We start from the raw sequence: 20,593 nt of genomic DNA, 5'->3' as shown, positions 1-20,593 counted from the left end.
CCCTGATCCTTCACATCTTTGCTCCAGGGTAAAGACACAGACCTGAATTTTTGTATGTGCACAGTATAAGAATCAAAAAAAATTATTTCGATTAAACCCATGTCAGGGTTGGTATGACAAAAAAATTATTAATTCAAAAAAAAACTTATTATGAACAAGAAAATTAGAAATTCGATTTTTGCAGGAGGGATGACATTCGTATTTGCATTAAATGTATTGGTACCTAACGTGGCTAAAGCTCAGGGTGTGGCTTATGCAAACCAGATTCAGTCTTCCAATACAACAGGTAAGGTAGCTCCTCCGGGATCAAGCCTTTCGGCAGCAGCAAGCATGGTGCTTGTAGCAGTAATGGTAGTTTCTGCACTTGCTGACGGTCTTCACGCTACGGATGATGTGTCAACAGACATCCACAACCTAGATTAATCCGGACCAATAAAAAAATTAATGGCTCATTATTGTAATGGGCCATATTTTATAATCATGAAGAAAACAGTTAAAACAGCTCTGCTGGTTTTCGTTTCGATATATTGGATGATGACTTTTTTATACAATTCTCCCAATAATTATCTTAAGATCGAACTTGAGAAAGAGATCAGGATATTTGCGACTCTGTTCGGACAGAAATGGAGTTTTTTTGCGCCGCCTCCACAACAGAACTACAAACTGTATTTCAGTTATCTCGATGAGCATAAAAATGAAGTGGCTGCTTTTGAAGTTTTCTCTTCTATTATCGAATCAAAGAAGAAAACCAGACCTTTCAACCTGAGAGCCGAAATGGTAGACTATACCATTTACGGATCGGTAGATGATATTGTAAACTCGATGATTAAAAAAAGAGATCGTGAGAAAGTGAAACATCCGGAAATGAGTACGGATGAGTCAAACAGCTTTGCGAGACAGCAGATCATTAACAGTCCTGAAAAAATAAACGGCTATCAAATGCTAAAAAATTATTCAAAAATCATCAGCCGGGAGAATCTTACCGGTGCTCAATTAAAGCAGATAAAATTTGTCAATATCAAAATAAACAGTGAAGAGATCAAAAAATTCTCTAACCGTTACAGCACCAAGCCTAATCTGGAAGCCAATATTATTGATTTTAATCCATATCCTTTATAATGAAAAAGCTTTTCCATTCCAATCACTATATATATCTTTCTATTTTCAGGATATTGATTTCAGTCCATGTCTTCAAAAAATATCTGCAGGTTTTTTTTAATAAAGACCTGATAACCGATGCTACTTTTTTACAGGGAGCACCTCTTGATCCTGTTTTTCAGATCATGGGAATTCAGCAGGCCACTATTTTCCAGAATATCAATATCATCATCAGCCTGATCCTTATATTAAGCATTCTTTTTGCCTTCGGTATCTTCAGATATATTACCCCTCTGCTGCTCTTCATCTCCGTGGAGATCGTCCAGAGAGCCTACCCTTTTATCCTGAATGGTGGTGATAATCTTCTGAAGTTCATTCTGCTGTATATGATTTTTACGGATTGCTACCGATATTTTACCGTCAACAACAGTAAGGAACTGAAGAAAGACAGCATCTCTTATTTTATGAATCAGATTTCAGTTTTATCCATAAAAATTCATTTATCTTTGATTTATCTTGTTTCGGCACTGTTTAAATTTAATGCGAAGGTATGGTTCAGCGGTGTTGCAACGTACTATACACTTCAGATCGAGCGGTTCAAAGGAACCGATATGAACAGTGTATTGGCCAAAAACGGAACTTTTGTAACCCTGTCTACTTATGTTACTTTGTTCTGGGAATTGCTTTTTCCTTTTCTGGTGTGGCACAAAACAGGTAAATATTTTGTATTTGCGTTGGGAATCATGATTCATCTTGGTATTTATATTTTTATGATGATCCATGACTTTGAAATCTTATTTATGATGTGCTACGGATTCCTTATTACGGATGAAGAATGGAAGAAAGCTAGGCTGTATTTGAAAAGAGGGATATTTTTGCTGAAAAAGAAAAGACTGAAAAGAGAATATGTTGCGTAATTATTTAAAACTCAGAATAAAACTGCTGTTGAAAGCCGCCAGCCAAAGTATGGACATCGGAGCTTTAGTGACCGGGATATTTTTATTGCTTGTCTTTATTAAAAGTGATAACAGTTACTGGTATGGTTTTATTTCCTGCGCCATTTTATTCATGGTTCAGTTTTTGAGAAAAGACGCTGATTTTCTCAAAAATATTCTGGGAAAACAATTTTATATCAGTCTGGTAACCGAATATCTGCTGATATGGGCGATGACCAATTTATTTTTCATATTCAAAACGAATGACTTTCTCTATCTGGGAAGTGTTGCCTTATGTTTTGTTCTGCCTTTTATAAAATTCAGACAACATTTTAACAATGCCGGATTTATTTATAATATTCCCGTGATCTTATTAGAATGGCGATCATTTATCCGCAAGAATACATTTGCTTTAGCCGGATTCTTCGGAGTTTCCTTTTTTCTGGGTTACCATCCTTTTACTTTGGTTTTACTGCTGGCGATCTGGATTTATCTTTTACTGATCGTTTATTCTTACCAGGAATCGAAAGAACTTCTGATCCTGCAGTTTTCAAAAACCGGACTGGAAAAGAAAATTATGTATTCATCGGTTTTCTGTGTCATATTTTCATTACCGGCTGTTATCGGATTTGTGATCATGAATCCTGCAGAAAAGATGTATCCTGTTTTCTTTATTCTTTTTATCATTGTGATCAATCATGTCATCATCATTCATAAATACATGAATTTTAATGAGAAGGTCAAGGAAAATAAAGCCAATGACATGGAGTTTTTTAAGTTCCTGCTCATGACGGCATCAGTGGTACCTGCTCTTGTCTTCATTTTCATTAATAAGAGAACCGTTGCAAAAAAAATAGCTCAATATGTTTGAAATACAAAATCTGTCTCTTCGTTTTAAGTCAAAAACCATACTCGATGATCTCAATCTGCACATCGGTAAAGGAAAGGTCTTTGGTGTTTTAGGAAGAAACGGAGCCGGAAAAACAACTTTTTTTGAAACGATTTATCAGAATACAAAATATACAGGGCAGCTGATATTAAATAACCAGAAGCTCAGAAAGAATGATGTTTCCTATCTGGAATCTGAAAATTATTTTTATCCGTACTTATCTGTAAAAGATATTCTGGATCTCTTTATTAATAAAAAAAATGAAGAATATATAAAGAAACTGATCACCTTTTTTAATATCCCGGCTGACGCCGTGGTAGAAAAATTATCCCTGGGAACCAAAAAGAAACTGGCTATTCTCTGCAACATCTCCATAGACAGACCCGTTTATCTTTTCGATGAACCTTTTAACGGGCTGGACTTTGAAAGCGTGGAAAAACTATATTTTATACTGGAAGAACTGAAAGCTAAAGGTAAAATTATTTTTATCAGTTCCCATGTTCTGGAAACTTTAACCCACTGCTGCGATTCTATCGGCCATCTTCAGAACGGAAAATTCAATACCATATATGCTCCTGACGATTTCAGGCTCATCCGATCACATCTTACAGAAGAAATCAAGCGGGATTGGGAGATTTATAACAATTTTTAATTTATACAATGAATAACAACAATAATAATTATCTGACGCTGGAATATATTTTTATCACTTCCATGCTTATTGCTTTATCCGGTATGATTCTGATTTATGCAGTTTCCTATTACTTTGCCTATGATGGCTTCTCACTGGTTGAAGGGTCTTTCATTCAGCTTATTATATTTATGATCACGCTATTATCTACCTCAGCACTTTTGTTTTTATCGTTAAAGAAATATACTGCTGTCACTGCGATAAAATACATCAAAAAGAGATATTATGTTGGAGGAATCTTTTTATTAACTGCTGTTTTTATTTTTTTAATTGATGTTTTTATGCACGCTGTCGTAGATCAGACGCTGTCTGTAAGATATGCAGAAATGATGATGTTTGTTTCGAAACATTACCATCAGCCCATGGGGAAAAGCATGGAACAGATCAGCAGGATCCCTTTTGTAGTTCAGAATGCCTTAATCATCATCGCAGGATTACTATTTGGCAATGTCCTATCAGTAGTGCTTTTTAACCGGTATCAAAAAGAAAAATCATCGAATAAGCTGCAGATCATCTCATGAAAACCATCGTTTATGATTCCGAATGTAAGTTCTGTACCCGCTTCTCCTCGTGGAGCAAGTCTGAGGTAACTTCTCTCGAAATTCTTTCTGTGAGAAATAAGGAATCACGCAAAATATTACGGGAAAAAGGGGTGAAATTTATTGATCTTCAGACCGTTTATTTTATTGATCAGGATGAGGTCTTGGTACGCTCCAGAGCTGTGTTCAGGATATTTTCAAATTTCGGATTTCCCTGGAAGCTGGTGTCCTATTTCAGGTTTCTGCCTGTTCAGATCACCGATTTTGCCTATAAGCTGTTTGCCAGATACAGATATTATTTTTAAAATTTTATACATTTCTCATTTACCATGAAATATTTATTTATTATTCCATTGTTCTTTTTAACTGTTATAAAAATTAAGTCACAGGAGATCAACCGGTTTTTCTATGAAGTAACCTATATGCCTAAAAAAGATTCTCTGCGGAAAGAATCTGCGATGATGGTATTAGACATCAGGAAAGACGAATCGGAGTTTAAAGATTATCAATCGATCATTACAGACTCGCTCGCGAATGAATCTTTAAAAAAAATGCAGAAAACAGGAACGTTTGAAAATCCGCCGGCCACAAAGAATCCCAGCTTTTCCTATGCCATCACCAAAACCTATCCTTCTATGGAGATACAGTTTACAGAAGGGATGATGAATGGCCTTACACCTATTATCCTCGGCTATAAAGAAAACATCAGATTTGACTGGAAAATCGAAAAAGAAAAACAGAAATTCGGAGAATATACTGCTCAGAAAGCAACCCTGAATTTCGGCGGCAGAAAATGGATTGCCTGGTTTTCTACAGATCTCCCTTTCAGCGACGGTCCTTATAAATTCCATGGACTGCCCGGTCTGATCATAAAAATTGAAGACACCGAAAAAAATTATTCCTGGATTTTAAAGGGAAATAAAAAAGCGGCAGACAACAGCAATAATTCTCTGATGTCAAAATTAACCAACGGGAATATAAAAATTGTAGACAAACAGAAATTTACCAAAACCTTTGAAAACTATAAACAAAATCCCCTGATGTCGATGAGAAGTGAACTGACACCGCAGATCCTCAGCATGAAGATGCCGGGAACCGATATGAAGATCAGTGAATTCGTAGACAAGCAGGGAAAAGAAATGCAGGAAGCTTATAAAATGATTAATAATCCTGTAGAAAAACAATAATCAACAAGTTCAATCAATTTTTAATGTAAAGAAGGAGTCGGAAAATGTCTGACTAATCTGGGCATCTCCGGCTCCCTATTTCCCAACAGTCTTACATCTATTAACCATGTATAAAAAAATCTTATTGATCATGCCTTATTCTTTTGGAAGAAAAGCGTTTTGTAGTATCGATGTAAATAATCGTACACAATCATTTCAAATAACCTTTGACTGGACCCAAAAAGTCTGTTGATATTCATATGAAAGATACTCTGGAAAAAATTCCGGACAGAACCTTCATGAAACTGATTTATTTTTTCCAGTATTTCTTCACATTCCTCAATATGTAAAGTAACCGCATGCCGGAATTCTTTATAGTCATCCGATTCCAGAAATTCTGCATATTTTGCCCTGAAGAGCCGGTATTTCCGATCCAGCTGGGCATTTAAATGTTTATCTCCGTTAAATTCTTTCTTAAAAGATTCGTTGCTCTCTTTTATCCACATGAGCTTTTCACTGACAGGAAGATCCAGTGAATTTAAAAGCTGATCGATATAAAACAGTGTGGTAATTATTTTATCTTCATCGTCAAAAGCTAAACAGCTAAGCGTAAACTCACTGTTTTTATAAAAAAGCTCTTCTGCCGGTTCCATGGTTTTTTCACCATACCTTTCGATCTCACGTTGATACGTTTCAAACACAACATTGGAAACCTCGCCGGAATTTATATAAGGTTCAAGCGCATTATGAATCAGAGCAAGAACTTCATTACTTTCATTTGAATCTGAAAGTTCAAAACGTAGTCGCAGGTGATTCTTCGGATCACCATACCGGATGAAAAACCATTTCTGAATATGCCTGCCGGTCTTTAAATCGTTTACCAAAGGCTGTATAACCTCTCCCAGAATAATGTCAGCAGTTGTGATGCCCGTATATATTTTGCAGTACAGCCATGCGCTTCCCGGCACAAAATTTCTTATCAGCTCCATTTAATTATTTTTATATAAAGAGAAAATAAACTCATGGGTATGGCTTTCGTTTTCGTCATACAGAAATTCTTCAAGGATGACGTTTTTATCAGTTTTCACGGTCTGAATGAATAATTGTGCCATTTCCAGATTTTCCAGATTTAACGTCAGGGTATTGTCAAGTTTAACCATTTGTATCCATCGGGGAATCTTCATTTTCTCTCTCCACTCTGCTAAAGCAGGTAAAAACCGGTCATGATCTTCCGTCATAGACATAAAGATTTCAAGCATTTTGTCTGAAACCTTCCACTGAGCTTTTGAAAGGATGATATTCTGATATTCCACTCTTGGTAAAAATGAGTATAGATTCTTAAGGCCACCCCACTCGAAATATAATCCGGAGCGTTTATCCTGTGTCAGATCACATAAGAAATGGTAGACGGGTAACGAATTGGACGCATAGTTATGCGCATTGGTAAGGTAAGGTTTTATTGCTTTATTCAGTTTTCGGGATCGAAGAACGATCTCATCATTCCGCACCGAAATATAAAGATCATCCACTGAAATCTGATTTTCCTGCGGTAAAACAGACTGTGCCAGGTAAACGATCTCATATTCTCTCAACAGCGGGCGCCGTATCACATTTCCGATTCTTGCTTCCGGTAAATGAATGACTTCAGCGAGAATCCTGTCAGGATTCAGTTCTTTTTCCTTATCCGTAATCTCCTTGGTAAAGTCCCTGATTTCGGACTTCTCGGAACAGAATCTGGCTAGAAGGCTGGCTGCACTGCGCCCTCCCCCGCCTTTCAGAAAAAGTTTTTGCTTTCCCTGATCAGTAATAAGATCACCCATGCAGGACAAGGTATCGGGCAGATCTTTCCAGTCGGATTCGAAATCTTTAAAGTCCTTATCGGTCAGCTCCATTACCAGTTTATTCTGCCACAAACACTGTTGTAGTTTCCGGTTCAGAATGATCTGTGCTGCATTCAGCGTTACCGTTTGTGACTGTTTTTCCCTGTCTGCAGAAATAGAAAGATCCTCCAGATAAGGATGTACGCCTTTCGGACTGATATCCTGCCGGTACCCGATCCCGATTTCAGTATCCAGGGCATAAGCGAGAGGAACTTCCTTATATTCGAACCGTTCGGAAAAAGCTTTCTTAAATTGTATGAGTTGTGTATTTTTATTAATCTGGCTCAGTGTATTTAAAAACTGAAGCCCTTTTCTGATTTCCTTTTTCCAGTGAACATCTATATTCTTACCTGTTGTGCTGTACAAATCCGTCTGGAAAAGATATTTCTGTTCGTAGGAAACGCCCAATTCTTTTATTGAATTTTCAATTTCGGTATATCTCTCAACCGCATTTCCTATATGTTTATCCAATTCTTCAAGCTTACCCTGGATATCCTCTAAAGCTTCCCATTCATGTACTGCTCCAGTCTTTTTCAGGACCTGAATGATCGTGTTTAAAAAATCATCCCCGGAAACGTTAGGTTCCAGTTCACTTACCAATACCTGGTTTTCTACCAGCTCCTGAATAAATTCCAGTGCGTCTTCGCCGGTAATTTCATCATCCGTAAGGAGATCTGCCAATTCAGATATTGTCTTTCCTTTCTTCGTAGATTCCAGTATTCTCCCCAGCTCTTCAGAAAAAGGTGCGGATGAAATAATATATTCCCTTTTTCCATCAATATATTGGTACTCTATGAAACGGATGGTATTACCAATCCGGTATAGGCTGTTGTTCGGAAAAAATAAAAGTTTCTTCTGAATGGACGGATTTTTTTCCAAGTCTTTGGATAATGCCACCAGGAAATGCATATCCAGCCTGGTATCCCTTATTTTTTCTTTCGCAGAATGATTATCCAAATTTTCCGATCCGAACTTTTTTATACCTGCTCCTGAAAATAAACCGAATGGCGTACACCGTGTGCTCATCCTGCTGTAATATTTCAGCAACGTCTGGGTCAGTTTTTGCTCTTCTTTTACGGTTAGCTGTTTATCACCATCCAGCCATTGTATCATTTCCGAGTACAGATATGGAGAAGCCAGATAAATGGCTTCCTGAAATACAGGATCTGAGGCTATTTTTTTTATATCTTCATCTAAAATCTTCTCCTCTGAGAATTTCTCATGAAAATATTTATTGGAAAAGGTGGGCGTTCGAACAATGTACTTGTCGAAAAATTGATAAGGAAAACGGGACATTTTTATTCTTTTACAGGAATTTCTATATAGCTATCATTATACCATTTTATTTCTAACGGTTCTTTGGCGTCTGCAATGGTTTCAAGACTGACGTCTTTTCCTGTGCCGTAGTTTATTTGTTCAATAGGACTTTTATTCACGCCTAAAATTACCATTAATTTACTTCCCTTTTCTATTTTTTTACTTACAAAATAAGTATCAGAAACAGGAATTGTTTCTATTTTATCAGGAATGAGAAGCTGTCTTTTACTATTCTTTTTTGCATAACTTGCCCGCCCTAAATAACTTGATAATAAAAAATATTTTCCATCTGCTGTTAATTCATACAGCTTAATATTAATATCTAAATCCTTTTTATTGATACTTAATTTTACATTTCCTGTAAAACTTCCATTCATCTCAAAAGCATTATTAAATGTTTCACTCGTAAAAAGCAGTTTATCTTTTAAAACTCTATTATCAATGATGCTGTCTATAATTTTATATCTATCAAAGCTCTTCAACGTGTCACTTCTGTCTGAAAAATCTATTTTTTGAGAAATATAATTAATATCTGGTATTGATTTCTGCAATTTTTTTCCGTCTAAAAATAATTTTAATTTTTTATTACTGATGTGAGCAATGTCGGAAGCATTTTTCCATTCATTGGTTCCCATTACCTGATAATTAACTTTATTTTTCAGGAAAACAGGTTTCTTCTTTCCTTTTAAAATATAGTCAAACCATTCGAAAGATAATTTATCCATATCTATGTCAGCTACTGAATCTATTTTATAACCTCTTAGCTCATCCTTTATATTTCCTATAGCACCAGCATGGTCATACGGACCAATAACGAGATAATGATCGGCTTTCTTATTAAACTTATGATGATTATGATAATAGTACATTGCGCCACGCTGATCATCATCAAAGTATCCTGTAAATGTCAAAATCGGAATGTTTATTTTCCTGAAATCTCTATTATATGGAATTTTTGACTGCCAGAATGTATCAAAAGACGGATGCATTAACCACTTTTGAAAAATACTATTTGTATTTCCATTGAGACTGTCTAGTTTATTAAATTGTATTCCTTTGGTGTAATAGTTATTAACAAGGTTTTTCCATTTATCAGGATCAGAGTCATCATGTTTTTTATATCTGCCTTTTGTAACATTTTCTGCCCATCTAATCATATAGGTATTAAATACGTTGTTTTCCATCGGAAAATCAATCCCAAATCCTACAGATGCAGAAGGAATTATGGTCTTCAAAGCTGGGTTTAAATTTTTCGTTGCCGCCCATTGACTAAAGCCATTATAACTTCCTCCAATCATTCCTACCTTTCCATTACTCCAAGGCTGTTCTACAATCCAGTCTATAATTTTATTCACATCATCTTTTTCAAATTCAAACGGCAGAAGTTCATCCTCACTTAAATAAACACCTCTGCTATAGGCCTGAACTATATGATATCCCTTGTCTGCATGTTCCTTAGCAATCGCCATACTATTATTATTCCTATTATAAATTGTAAAATTTAAGATGGTAGGGAGTGGTTGTTTTGCTTTTTTATTAAGCACATAAAAAAGAGAAATTTCATTTCCTGTTTTTGTCTTTATGATCATACTGTCCTTTATATCATACAGGCTTTGCTCTACTTCCTTTAATAATGGAAATACGATATGATTTGTCTTTTTTGCGATGATATAAGAAGTATAATACCGGCATAGCTTAATGGCATTAGATAAAGAGATATGATCATCGACTATATTCGTTTTTATAAATCTAAGTATATCTTCTTTTAGTTTACTTTCGTCGGATATGAAAAACTGATCTAAATAGGTGTTTGATTTTTCTGATATGCAGTTAATCTTCTGATTAAAAATAGATTGATATTTTTCTTTATAAGTTTTATGCCCATTATCTAATTTTGACAAAGAATAAAGCTCAAAACTCAGCCCTATAATTTCTCTGTAATCCAAATCTTTATATACGGAAAGTCCCTTTAATTCATTTAAATAATATAATGCGTTATTATAATCTTCATTTAAAATATATAATCGGAATATATTGTCATCATATGTAATTTTATCGTTGTTACTATAAATTTTTAAAATTTCCTTATTGAGCTTTTTAATCTCGCTGTCAAATGAAATATCATCAATATTCCCGGTAGTTTTAAAAGGTAAAGATTGTGTATAATACTTCAATGAAAATAAGAGTAGTATTAACAGTAGTACTTTTATTATATTTTTTTTGAATTTTATTCTCATGTATTCGAATCTCAGGCTCATTTTATTTTTAAAGAGTCAAAATAAATATTTTTCCCTGATTTCACAAAAATGTGCTTATCGAAATTTATAAATCTGGATATACAAATAGACAATAAAAAACTGATATCCAAACAATAACACCTGCCTACGATTCCAATTGTTTAATATAATATGAAGGTAAAGTTCCTGTTATTTTTTTAAATGCATTAGAAAATGATTCAGCATTATTATATCCGATATCACCTGAAATTGCAGCAATCGTATGTTTTCTCAATTTTTCATTATCTTTTAATTCATGGATAATGTAATTTACTCTCAGCTCATTTAGATATTGTGAAAAATTTTTGCCTTTGAGCTCATTGACTGATTTGGATAAGTAGTCACGATTTGTTTTAAAATCTCTGGATAAACTGTCTACTGTCGTATTTTTGCGGAGAAATTTCTTATTATTTTCAAAGCGCTCTAATTTTATTTTAATTTCATGCAATACCTCATCTGGCACACTCTTCATTCTTTCAGGTTTCGCAACGGGGTCTTGCGTTGTGATCACCTCTTCCGATAATACCGTAAAATATTCATTAAATTTCAACTGTTTTAATAACCTCTCTGCCTGTTTTTTATATTCTTTTATCTTTTTTCTATTTTCATTATAAAAATAGATCAAAAGAGAAATGCAAAAAAGACCTATTCCTAAAAAAATATATAACAGAGAATTTTTATTACTTAAATCATGTATTAATTCTTCTTTCTTTTCAAGAAGAATAGGCGTATCATATTTTTTATATATTTCTTTCGATAAATACTGTTTCCTCTTATTTATAATACTGTCAGCAAAAACCAATTTATTGATATATTTGAGCTGGTTTGGCTTATCATCCTTTTTCTTATAATAATCAATTAATATTTCATAACCATCCCTGGTAAGAGGATCAAAGTCTTTTGAAACAGATAAAACAGAATCCGTTCGGATAAAATATTGTATTGCCTGATCTTCTTTATGGGTGTCATAATTTATTTTACCTAAAAAGTAATATGTAATGGCTAAATTCCAAGAATCTCCATTTTTTAGAAATTTTTTTTCAGCTTCTAAATGATAACCTTCGGATTTTATATAATTTTTTATATAATAATTGGATATTCCTGCAGCAGATATAAAATAGGCATAATGGGTATAATCCTTATATTTATTACATTCATTTATCCCGAGATCAATATATTGTAAAGCATTTCTGTACTGTTTTTCTTTATTGTAACAATTGGCTACTGAAAAAATAGAACCTATATAGCTTTTGATATCCTGATCTTTTGTGGCTTGTTTTTGCTTTTCATACTTATAATACTCAAGGAAAAGCGGAAGTGCTTCTTCATTTTCCCCCGTAGCTGTTTTTAAGATACCTATTAATTTTTTGAGATAATAAAACTGATCGGGATTTTTATTTTTACACAGTTTTTGTGCGGTGATATACTGATTGAGTGCTTCGGTATATTGATATTCGTAATTCAGTAATATTCCTTTTATAATATAGGCTTTTGCCGGATATTCCTTACTGTTTATGTGTTGGGTAATCTTTAATAAACTGTCGGCATACGGATAGCCGTTTTCAGATTTTAATCCTCTGATATGAGCCAGTTTATAGTATCCATCATAAATATAATCGTTATTGTTTTCTTTTTTGCCTTTTACAAGAATTACATTGGCCAATAGCTCTGCTTTATTATTATCAATACGGAATACCCTGTTATAAGCTTTCTGCAGCTGCTCAAGGTTTCTGGTTTTTAAAGAATCGGGAACAGCAAATCCTTTTACACTTTGAGAAAAGTATAGATTCTGAAACATGATGAATAAAAATATAAGGGTAATCTTCTGCATATTACTATTATTCAGGTGCAATAATACATATTTTTATCCATGGTATTAACTCACATTACAAAGAAAAAATAACATATTAAAATTCAATACATTAATACACCAAACACACCTCTAAATTTATAAATTTCGAGATCTATTTCTTGTTTTGCTAAAAAATCACCTGCATCTTTGCTTCAGTTAAAATGCAAATTCATTTTTTGTAAGTGTACAGTGCAAAAATAATTTGATAGCTGATCAGCAAACCCATGTCAGGGATAATATGACAAAATTATTATTAAATTTTAAAATTCAAAAAAATGAAAAAATTAACAGGAATGAAGAACTTTGCTTCATTAGAAAACAACAAATTAAAAAATATGAACTCTGTCATAGGAGGAGGTGCTACAAATATTAGAACGACTACACCCACCGGTCCAGATGGTTCCCCTGGTAATACAGGCGATACTAAAATGTTTAATGATGGTAAATTTGTTGGTACCTTATCAATAGATTAGTAGTTATATTTAATTAGTAATAATGGCTGTCTCTTTTGGCAGCCATTTAATCGAAACATTAATTCTAAATCTAGTATTATTACGAAATAAACTTAGGAATGAAAAATTTAAAATATATATATAGACAATATTATAATTTCATTTTATTATTTTTTATAATACTTTCTATCTTTTCATGTAAAAGCAAAACACTGAATTACGTAGAATATTATAATAAAGTATATGACATAGATAGTACTCATCGAGCTGATAAAGATACATTAGCAACTATAAAGAATTACCGTAAGCTATTCAGAAAATATCCTCCGGTTCAAAATGAAAGGATTGAGGAATATGAAACTTACATAAAGCTTGCCGATCAATACGGTAAAAGATTTGGCGGAAAAAAAAGTCTTGATAAACTTATTGTCCAAGCTGCACCCAACTGGAAATATAAAAGAGAAGATGCCGAGTTTTTTAAATTGTACAAAAAATATGGCATTGACAGCCTAGAAGTTGAGCAAAAAGTGACACAATGGAAAAAATCTCTTAACCAAAGATTGATAGATTCATTTTCAATTGCTTTCCAGAGAGATCAATACAATGGTCGTATCTATGAAACACCGGGACTGAAAGAGAAGGACGACCAGAACGCAGAGCTTTTATTATGGACTTTAAAAAATTACGGATTCCCTTCTTTACAGAAAATAGGTCTTTACGGAAACAATAATTTATTCATGCCAATGGGTGTGCTTCTTAATCATATGGCTCAATCGGAACATTATGAATATTTTAAAATAAAATTAGTAGAATATGTAAAATCCGGAGAATGTGTTCCAAGAGATTATATGGATCTTGTAGACAAACATCAGTATATCAATTATCTGGAAACTGAATATGGTATTTTTCAACATGCTGATGATTTACGGTTCGATACTATAAAAATAAACAAAAGAAGAAAAGAAATAGGTTTTCCTTCTTTAAAAAAATCTGTAAAAATTGGTCGAGATTTTAATATAAAAAATCGACAGAAATAAATCCATACACATAAAACGCTTTATATTAGGATACTATTAATTGTATCTGGAATTTCTGTGCCTTATAAAACACAAATAAAATATATACAATATGATTCTCATAATTTCACAAAACAATGAAAGAACAACAAATGAAGTAATTAAGTGGCTTTCTATGATGAATAAAGAATTTATCCGCATTCACGAAGATGAACTTTTTGAAATAAAATTAAATGAGAAGAAAATATTTTTGAAGAGCGAACGGAATACATTTTTCCTTGATGAGATTGACAGTGTCTGGTACAGAAGAGGAGGCCTTAATTTTAAACGGATAAAGTATTGCAATCCTTCAATTAATCTCCATATGTATGAGACCCAACATTGGTTAGAAGATTATGTAAGAAAAACGATTGGTGACAAAAAGCATATTAACAAAGAAAAAAACGCCCATTTAAATAAACTATTAGTACTTGAGTACGCCCAAAAGATAGGGTTAACAGTTCCTTCTTATTTTTTGGCAGATAATACAGATGATGTTATTCTTGGAAAAACTATTATTAAAACTATTAATGGTAACGTTACACTCACCGAACTTACCAAAAATCATGATGGTTTTATGTACACTTCTATTATACAGGAGAAAGAGAAAGAGGACTTCTTCATTTCTTTTTTTCAGGAAAATATTGAAAAGGATTTTGAGATCAGAACTTTTTATTTACATGGAAAATGCTGGTCTATGGCTATTTTTTCTCAAAATGATGAACAGACTAGAATAGACTTTAGAAAGTACAATATGAAAAAACCTAATAGAAATGTTAAATATAATTTGCCTAAGGAAATTGAAAATAAAATTGACCTTTTAATGCATAGATTAGATTTAAACTGCGGATCACTAGACTTTATCAAAAAAGGAAACGAATACTACTTTTTGGAAGTCAATTCCATTGGGCAATTTGGTGATGTTTCTTTAGTATATAATTATCAATTGGAAAAGGAAATAGCTGATTTTTTATGAAAAAAAAATTTAAAGAAAACCAATATCTACCGCTTACATTTAAATATATTGAGCTTTTTAAAAGTAAAAATATTGTAAAGCTAAACAGTAATATCACGTATTATTTACAATCAAATAAATATGACACCAACTTTCTCATCAGAGAAAAACCTCTAAAACACCTTACCCGAATGCTATGACGTATTTTAATTTATTTAGTAATATAATGATTACAGAGGGAGCATGTAGAATGCTTATCTCTGATTTGCAAAGAAATACCTCAGAGCTTTATCCGCTAGAATTGTATTATTTTATTGAGGAATTAAAAGTATGTTCTATTGAGGTTATTTTAAAGAAGTATGATCAAGAATCTCAGGGAGCAGTTCAGGAATATCTCGATTTATTATTAGAAAAGGAATACGGTTTCATAAGCAACGATGATTGGGACAAAAATTTCCCTCCATTATCACTCGACTATTATGACTATAATAGGATATCAAACATTTATGTAGAATTAAATGCTTTGGCGATTCTTTATTCTATACGAGGTTCAATAGAAAAATTAGAAATTAAACATCTCGTGATCTACTGTAATAGAAAAATGGTATTTGACGAATTTTTAGAGATAGAAGATATTTTTAAAAAAAGTTGCCTTACAGGTATTGAGATTTACTCCGAATATGATAGCATTATCAATAGAGACTGGATTCAGGAACTCAGTTATAAAAGCTTGAGAATATTTAATATTGTATTTTATAAGTGTGATAAAGTTCCTTTTAAATTAAAAGATCAATTTAAATTTACTGTCAATTTTACCAAAGAACATCTAAGAAAAACATCTTGTGGAAAAGTAGATCTAAAATACTTTAACACAAACCTTCATAAAGTAGCCGAAGCAACCTATCATAACTCCTGTCTTTATAAAAAAGTGGGTATTGATATAGATGGAAATATTAAAAACTGTCCTTCTATGCACCAATGCTTTGGTAATATCAGTAATACATCCTTGGATCATGCCGTTAATCAAATTGGATTTAAAAAATATTGGGAAATAACTAAAGATAAAATAGAAGTTTGTAAAGATTGTGAGTTCAGATATATCTGTACAGACTGTAGAGCTTATACAGAAAGAACCCATATCAATGACGAACAGTTAGACACTTCTAAACCGTTGAAATGTGGTTACAATCCTTACAAAGCAGAATGGGAAAAATGGAGTGATAACCCATTAAAAAAAGAAGCACTCATTTATTATAAAATCTGACTAATGATCATTTATTATAGCAGTGATGTATGAGCCAACTTAAATAGTTTCCATATATTTTCAAACCAAATTAATATTATTAAATTAGTTTCTACAAATATTATGGAAAGAGTAATTTTCAGAGCGCCAGATTATCAATATTCTGAAAGATATGAGTCTGGGAAAGTTAATCACTTTCCCAGTTTATAACATTTTACAATGAAAAAAATAATAGTATTCTTTGTATTTTTAATACAAGCCTTTTTATATTCTCAAAGTTACAGGGCGATATATAAATTTGATTATAAAAGAGATTCTACAAATCAAAATTATACAACAATGAATATGATTTTGGATCTCCAAAAGAGGCAAACGAAGTTCTATTTTGAAAAACAATTAAAATTTGATTCTCTTATAAAAATAAATAAGAGGGTAACATTCTCCATCCCGCTGCAACAAATTATTAAAAGAAGTCAAGGTAGTTTTACAAATGAAAACTTTTTAAATGTAGATGATAAGTATTACACATTTTCATCATCAGATCAAATGTCCTGGAAAATCCTTGATTCTACAAAAAATTATAAAAACTATAAAGTACAAAAAGCACATACTTATTGGGGAGGACGATCATGGACAGCCTGGTTCTCATCTGACATTCCTATTCCCGAAGGACCATATAAATTCAGAGGTCTGCCGGGATTAATTATGCAATTATCTGATACTAAAAATAATTTCAATTATACCTTGATCTCTTTTAAGAAAATGGATGTGGAATTTGACACCCATAATGTTGTGGAAACCAATCTTGGCGATGCAGCCATTAAAATTACTTTGTCTAAATATCAGAAATTATTGTCAGATGTTTATAACAACCCCTTCAGCGAATTCGAAAATATGAAAGATCAGGATTGGCAGCTTAACATCTATGACCGAAGAATCAAAACCATTGAGGGACTAAACGAAATAAAATCACAATATCAATCAGACATTAAGAAATACTATAATCCGATTGAACTTGATAAAGCTGTAAAGTATCCTTAAATATGAGAAATTCAGGAATCACACAAGAGATTCATTTAGATTTTTTTAAGTGAGATCTCATTTAAAACCGGCCTCAATAGAACATAATATTGAAAATAACACCAGATGAAAAAAGCCAAAATCTATCTTCGAAGCGTGTTTATACTGACTGTAATATTTTGTACGTCAGCATGTAAAAGTAAACCTCTCAATTATGTTGAGTATTATAATAAGGTATATGATATAGACAGTATCTACAGAATTAACCAAGATACATTAGCTGCAATAAAACAATACCGCCGGTTATTCAGAAAATATCCTCCGGCTCAAAATGAAAGGATTGAGGAATATGAAACTTACATAAAGCTTGCCGATCAATACGGTAAAAGATTTGGCGGTAGAAAAAGTCTTGCCAAACTAATCGCACAATCTGCACCGAACTGGAAGTATAAAAGGGAAGATGCCGAGTTTTTTAAATTGTACAAAAAATATGGCATTGACAGCTTAGAAGTTGAGCAAAAAGTGACCCAATGGAAAAAATCTCTTAACCAAAGATTGATAGATTCATTTTCAATTGCTTTCCAGAGAGATCAATACAATGGTCGTATCTATGAAACACCGGGACTGAAAGAAAAGGACGACCAGAACGCAGAGCTTTTATTATGGACTTTAAAGAATTACGGATTCCCCTCTTTACAGAAAATAGGCCTTTACGGAAACAATAATTTATTTATGCCTATGGGTGCACTTCTTAACCATATAGCTCAATCGGAACATTATGAATATTTTAAAATAAAATTAGTAGAACATGTAAAATCCGGAGAATGTATTCCAAGAGATTACATGGATCTTGTAGACAAACATCAGTATATCAATTATCTGGAAACTGAATACGGTATTTTTCAACATGCTGATGATTTGCGTTTTGACACTGTCAAGATAAACCAGAGAAGAAAAGCCATAGGATTTCCTACCATCAATAAATCTCGAATAATCACGCGTGATTATAATAATAGAAACCGTTAGAGACAGTATAATTGCATGATTCATAATCAAAGACCCGTAAATCACTATTTCAAGAAAAAACACTTGTTTTTTTAAAACATCTGCGTATTTTAGTTAAAAAAAATTAATATGCTATTTGATAAACTAATAAACTACTTAAAACTTGACAAACAGGAGTTTCTCTTCCAGTTTAATTCACATCCTAACTATCCGTCGGCACTGGCTTTTAGCGATACATTAAACTTTATGGGAGTACGCAATGATGCTTATGAATTAGATAAAGAATACTGGGATGAGCTGCCGGAGGAGTTTATTGCAATTGTGGATAATTCATTTTCCCTGGTAAAAAAATCGGGAACTCAGTATTCCGTTTATTCGGAAAAGACCAAAACGTTAAATAAGGAAGATCTTCATAAAAAATCGACAGACTTCGTATTGCTGTTTGAAAAAACAGCTGCTGCAGAAAGTAAATCGGTTTCCGACTATAAACCTTTTGTATATATCATCTTGGGCATTATTGCCATTTATTCTTTGGTAAACCTGGCCTGGTTTGAAGCAGTTTTTAATATCCTTTCGTTGGCAGGGGTATACATTTCCCTCGAAATTTTCAATCAGAAATTCGGGACAACATCTACTGTGATCGGAAGCATTTGTGGAGGAACACCTCAAGGGGCCCAGACGGTCAATTCCTGTAATAAGATTATCACACAGGATAAAACAAGTATTTTAGGATTAAAGTTTTCAGACTTTTCACTGATCTATTTTGTAGGAATAGCAGTACTTGGATTATTTTTACCGGCTACCTCATTTATTATTAAAGGGTTCACCTTTGCATCGGTAATTGCCATCGGATACTCTCTATATGTACAGGCATTTGTAGAAAAAACCTTCTGCCGTGTTTGTCTTCTGATCATTTCTGTTTTAGTTGTACAGCTTGCTACGGGAATTTTATTTTTCGAAAATGTCTCTTTTAGTACAGGATCTCTCTTACTGACGCTGCTTCTGTGGGTTTCTGTCTTTTCCGTAGTCTTATTTCTCAACAATACTCTGGAAGAAAAAGAAACACTGCAGAAAGCCAATGCTAAAAATCTTAGGTTTAAAAGAAATTACGAGCTTTTCAAAAGGGAACTGACGGATCATGAAAAAATAAATTTCACGGATAAAGAAACTTTTTTTGTAGGAAACAAAGATTCAAAGCTTCATATCTACATCATTTCCAATCCCTATTGTGGCTTTTGTAAAGGAGCTCACGAAATCCTGGAAGAGATCCTGGAAAAGTATCCTGACGATGTATCTGCTCAGATGAGATTCAATTATGCTCCGGAACGGGCTGATGACCGGTACACAGAGCTTATCTCCGATTTCATGTATCTGTATAAAAACAAGTCTCAGAAGGAATTTCTGAACGCAATCGAATTATGGTATGAGACAAAAGATGAAAATAAAATTAAAGAAAAAGTAGCCGGAGCATCTATTCAGGAAAATCTGGGACCGCTGATCGGCATGTCAAAAGAAAACAGTGAAGCAGGCTTGAACTTTACCCCGGTTTTTATTATTAACGGATACCAGTTTCCTGAGAAATATGACCGTGAAGATATCCGGTTCTTCATCAATGAATTACTGGAAGATGAAGATCTTTAAATAATTAGGTCGGCGTATTCCTAAATTTACTAATTTAGGAAAAGTTAAAAACGATAACAGTCAGCGGGTTCAGTCTTTTAGGAAGCATAATTATAATAAGTATCGAAAAGCTTGAACTCATAATATTAATCACAAAACTAAATTACTATGAAAAATTTAAGAAAAATCGACAGAGAGAATCTAAAAACGATTAAAGGCGGTTTCCGCCAGTGTCCGGAAGACGGAGACTGCGGACCAGACTGGTGCTGTGCCAATGGTGCCTGCAGACTGATATCGGGAGCCGGCACAGGTACGTATCTGTGTACTTATTATCCGATAGATTAAAAAAACTAAAACGATAATCAAAACGAATTTAAACAATGAACAATCTAAAAAAACTCTCAAGAGGCAGCCTTAAAACTGTAAAGGGAGGAATCACGGAAGAATGTGCAAGAGCACAGGCGGCTGCAACTGCCTGTTATTCTACAATTACTGCCTGCCAGGACAATGCACCCTCTGATTTTGGAGATTTGTGCAGACATCTTTGTAATAGATATTGCTATTAATTAAAGATTACTTTTAATAAAAGAGAAGTTGTCG

At 33.3% G+C, this 20,593-nt stretch carries 21 protein-coding genes; 17 read left to right on the top strand and 4 right to left on the bottom strand.

What is annotated here, in order from left to right; all coding sequences use genetic code 11:
• Positions 1 to 150: 150 nt before the first annotated feature.
• From ODZ84_RS17230 to ODZ84_RS17195, 8 genes are read left to right on the top strand one after another with little or no spacing between them, the layout of a single operon-like run.
• Positions 151 to 423: a hypothetical protein gene (locus tag ODZ84_RS17230; RefSeq protein WP_266173631.1), complete on the top strand. Its 273-nt coding sequence runs from the start codon at positions 151 to 153 to the stop codon at positions 421 to 423.
• A 57-nt stretch (positions 424 to 480) separates the two neighbouring features.
• Entirely contained in the window at positions 481 to 1,119 is a 639-nt protein-coding gene (locus tag ODZ84_RS17225; protein WP_266173630.1) for a hypothetical protein, read from the top strand.
• On the top strand, positions 1,119 to 2,015 hold the full coding sequence (locus ODZ84_RS17220; protein ID WP_266173629.1) for a hypothetical protein: 897 nt from the start codon (positions 1,119 to 1,121) through the stop codon (positions 2,013 to 2,015). The genes ODZ84_RS17225 and ODZ84_RS17220 overlap by 1 nt, the downstream gene beginning before the upstream one ends.
• On the top strand, positions 2,005 to 2,904 hold the full coding sequence (locus ODZ84_RS17215; RefSeq protein WP_266173628.1) for a hypothetical protein: 900 nt from the start codon (positions 2,005 to 2,007) through the stop codon (positions 2,902 to 2,904). The genes ODZ84_RS17220 and ODZ84_RS17215 overlap by 11 nt, the downstream gene beginning before the upstream one ends.
• The gene (locus tag ODZ84_RS17210) at positions 2,897 to 3,574 is read left to right on the top strand and encodes an ATP-binding cassette domain-containing protein (RefSeq protein WP_266173627.1); all 678 of its coding nucleotides are present in this window, start codon (positions 2,897 to 2,899) and stop codon (positions 3,572 to 3,574) included. Before ODZ84_RS17215 ends, ODZ84_RS17210 begins: the two co-directional genes overlap by 8 nt.
• An 8-nt stretch (positions 3,575 to 3,582) precedes the next feature.
• Positions 3,583 to 4,134, top strand: a complete 552-nt coding sequence (locus ODZ84_RS17205; RefSeq protein WP_266173626.1) for a hypothetical protein — start codon at positions 3,583 to 3,585, stop codon at positions 4,132 to 4,134.
• Positions 4,131 to 4,457, top strand: coding sequence for a thiol-disulfide oxidoreductase DCC family protein (locus ODZ84_RS17200; RefSeq protein WP_266173625.1), 327 nt, complete (start codon positions 4,131 to 4,133; stop codon positions 4,455 to 4,457). The genes ODZ84_RS17205 and ODZ84_RS17200 overlap by 4 nt, the downstream gene beginning before the upstream one ends.
• 24 nt (positions 4,458 to 4,481) lie before the next feature.
• Positions 4,482 to 5,339, top strand: a complete 858-nt coding sequence (locus ODZ84_RS17195; protein ID WP_266173624.1) for a GLPGLI family protein — start codon at positions 4,482 to 4,484, stop codon at positions 5,337 to 5,339.
• 128 nt (positions 5,340 to 5,467) lie between these two features.
• Here the strand turns inward: ODZ84_RS17195 and ODZ84_RS17190 are convergent, their stop codons facing one another.
• From ODZ84_RS17190 to ODZ84_RS17175, 4 genes are all read right to left on the bottom strand, one after another.
• Positions 5,468 to 6,307, bottom strand: coding sequence for a thiopeptide-type bacteriocin biosynthesis protein (locus tag ODZ84_RS17190; RefSeq protein WP_266173623.1), 840 nt, complete (start codon positions 6,305 to 6,307; stop codon positions 5,468 to 5,470).
• Positions 6,308 to 8,494 carry a lantibiotic dehydratase family protein gene (locus ODZ84_RS17185; protein WP_266173622.1) on the bottom strand — a complete coding sequence of 729 codons (2,187 nt, stop codon included), beginning with the start codon at positions 8,492 to 8,494 and terminating at the stop codon, positions 6,308 to 6,310.
• Between the two features lie 2 nt (positions 8,495 to 8,496).
• On the bottom strand, positions 8,497 to 10,752 hold the full coding sequence (locus ODZ84_RS17180) for a CocE/NonD family hydrolase (RefSeq protein ID WP_266173621.1): 2,256 nt from the start codon (positions 10,750 to 10,752) through the stop codon (positions 8,497 to 8,499).
• A 145-nt stretch (positions 10,753 to 10,897) separates the two neighbouring features.
• Complete coding sequence (locus ODZ84_RS17175) at positions 10,898 to 12,622, bottom strand: helix-turn-helix domain-containing protein (protein WP_266173620.1); 1,725 nt, start codon at positions 12,620 to 12,622, stop codon at positions 10,898 to 10,900.
• A gap of 296 nt (positions 12,623 to 12,918) precedes the next feature.
• On the opposite strand from ODZ84_RS17175, the gene ODZ84_RS17170 reads away from it, so the two are divergent.
• The 9 genes from ODZ84_RS17170 to ODZ84_RS17130 all read left to right on the top strand — a co-directional run bounded on the left by ODZ84_RS17170 (position 12,919) and on the right by ODZ84_RS17130 (position 20,559).
• Positions 12,919 to 13,116 (top strand): grasp-with-spasm system A modified peptide, encoded by a 198-nt coding sequence (locus ODZ84_RS17170; RefSeq protein WP_266173619.1) that lies wholly within the window; start codon positions 12,919 to 12,921, stop codon positions 13,114 to 13,116.
• 98 nt (positions 13,117 to 13,214) lie between these two features.
• On the top strand, positions 13,215 to 14,132 hold the full coding sequence (locus ODZ84_RS17165; protein WP_266173618.1) for a hypothetical protein: 918 nt from the start codon (positions 13,215 to 13,217) through the stop codon (positions 14,130 to 14,132).
• A gap of 91 nt (positions 14,133 to 14,223) precedes the next feature.
• Positions 14,224 to 15,126, top strand: coding sequence for a grasp-with-spasm system ATP-grasp peptide maturase (gene gwsG / locus ODZ84_RS17160; RefSeq protein ID WP_266173617.1), 903 nt, complete (start codon positions 14,224 to 14,226; stop codon positions 15,124 to 15,126).
• 175 nt (positions 15,127 to 15,301) lie between these two features.
• On the top strand, positions 15,302 to 16,369 hold the full coding sequence (gene gwsS / locus ODZ84_RS17155; protein WP_266173616.1) for a grasp-with-spasm system SPASM domain peptide maturase: 1,068 nt from the start codon (positions 15,302 to 15,304) through the stop codon (positions 16,367 to 16,369).
• A gap of 198 nt (positions 16,370 to 16,567) precedes the next feature.
• Positions 16,568 to 17,389 (top strand): GLPGLI family protein, encoded by an 822-nt coding sequence (locus ODZ84_RS17150; protein WP_266173615.1) that lies wholly within the window; start codon positions 16,568 to 16,570, stop codon positions 17,387 to 17,389.
• Between the two features lie 105 nt (positions 17,390 to 17,494).
• Entirely contained in the window at positions 17,495 to 18,394 is a 900-nt protein-coding gene (locus ODZ84_RS17145) for a hypothetical protein (RefSeq protein ID WP_266173614.1), read from the top strand.
• A 108-nt stretch (positions 18,395 to 18,502) separates the two neighbouring features.
• Positions 18,503 to 20,014 (top strand): thioredoxin domain-containing protein, encoded by a 1,512-nt coding sequence (locus ODZ84_RS17140; protein ID WP_266173613.1) that lies wholly within the window; start codon positions 18,503 to 18,505, stop codon positions 20,012 to 20,014.
• A 147-nt stretch (positions 20,015 to 20,161) separates the two neighbouring features.
• Entirely contained in the window at positions 20,162 to 20,338 is a 177-nt protein-coding gene (locus ODZ84_RS17135) for a bacteriocin-like protein (RefSeq protein WP_266173612.1), read from the top strand.
• A gap of 35 nt (positions 20,339 to 20,373) precedes the next feature.
• Positions 20,374 to 20,559 carry a bacteriocin-like protein gene (locus ODZ84_RS17130; protein WP_266173611.1) on the top strand — a complete coding sequence of 62 codons (186 nt, stop codon included), beginning with the start codon at positions 20,374 to 20,376 and terminating at the stop codon, positions 20,557 to 20,559.
• Positions 20,560 to 20,593 lie beyond the last annotated feature (34 nt).

The sequence above is a fragment of the Chryseobacterium fluminis genome (genome assembly GCF_026314945.1).
Lineage (GTDB): Bacteria > Bacteroidota > Bacteroidia > Flavobacteriales > Weeksellaceae > Chryseobacterium > Chryseobacterium fluminis.
The sequence above is the reverse complement of the archived record's forward strand: the minus strand, read 5'-3'. Positions and strand labels throughout refer to the sequence as shown.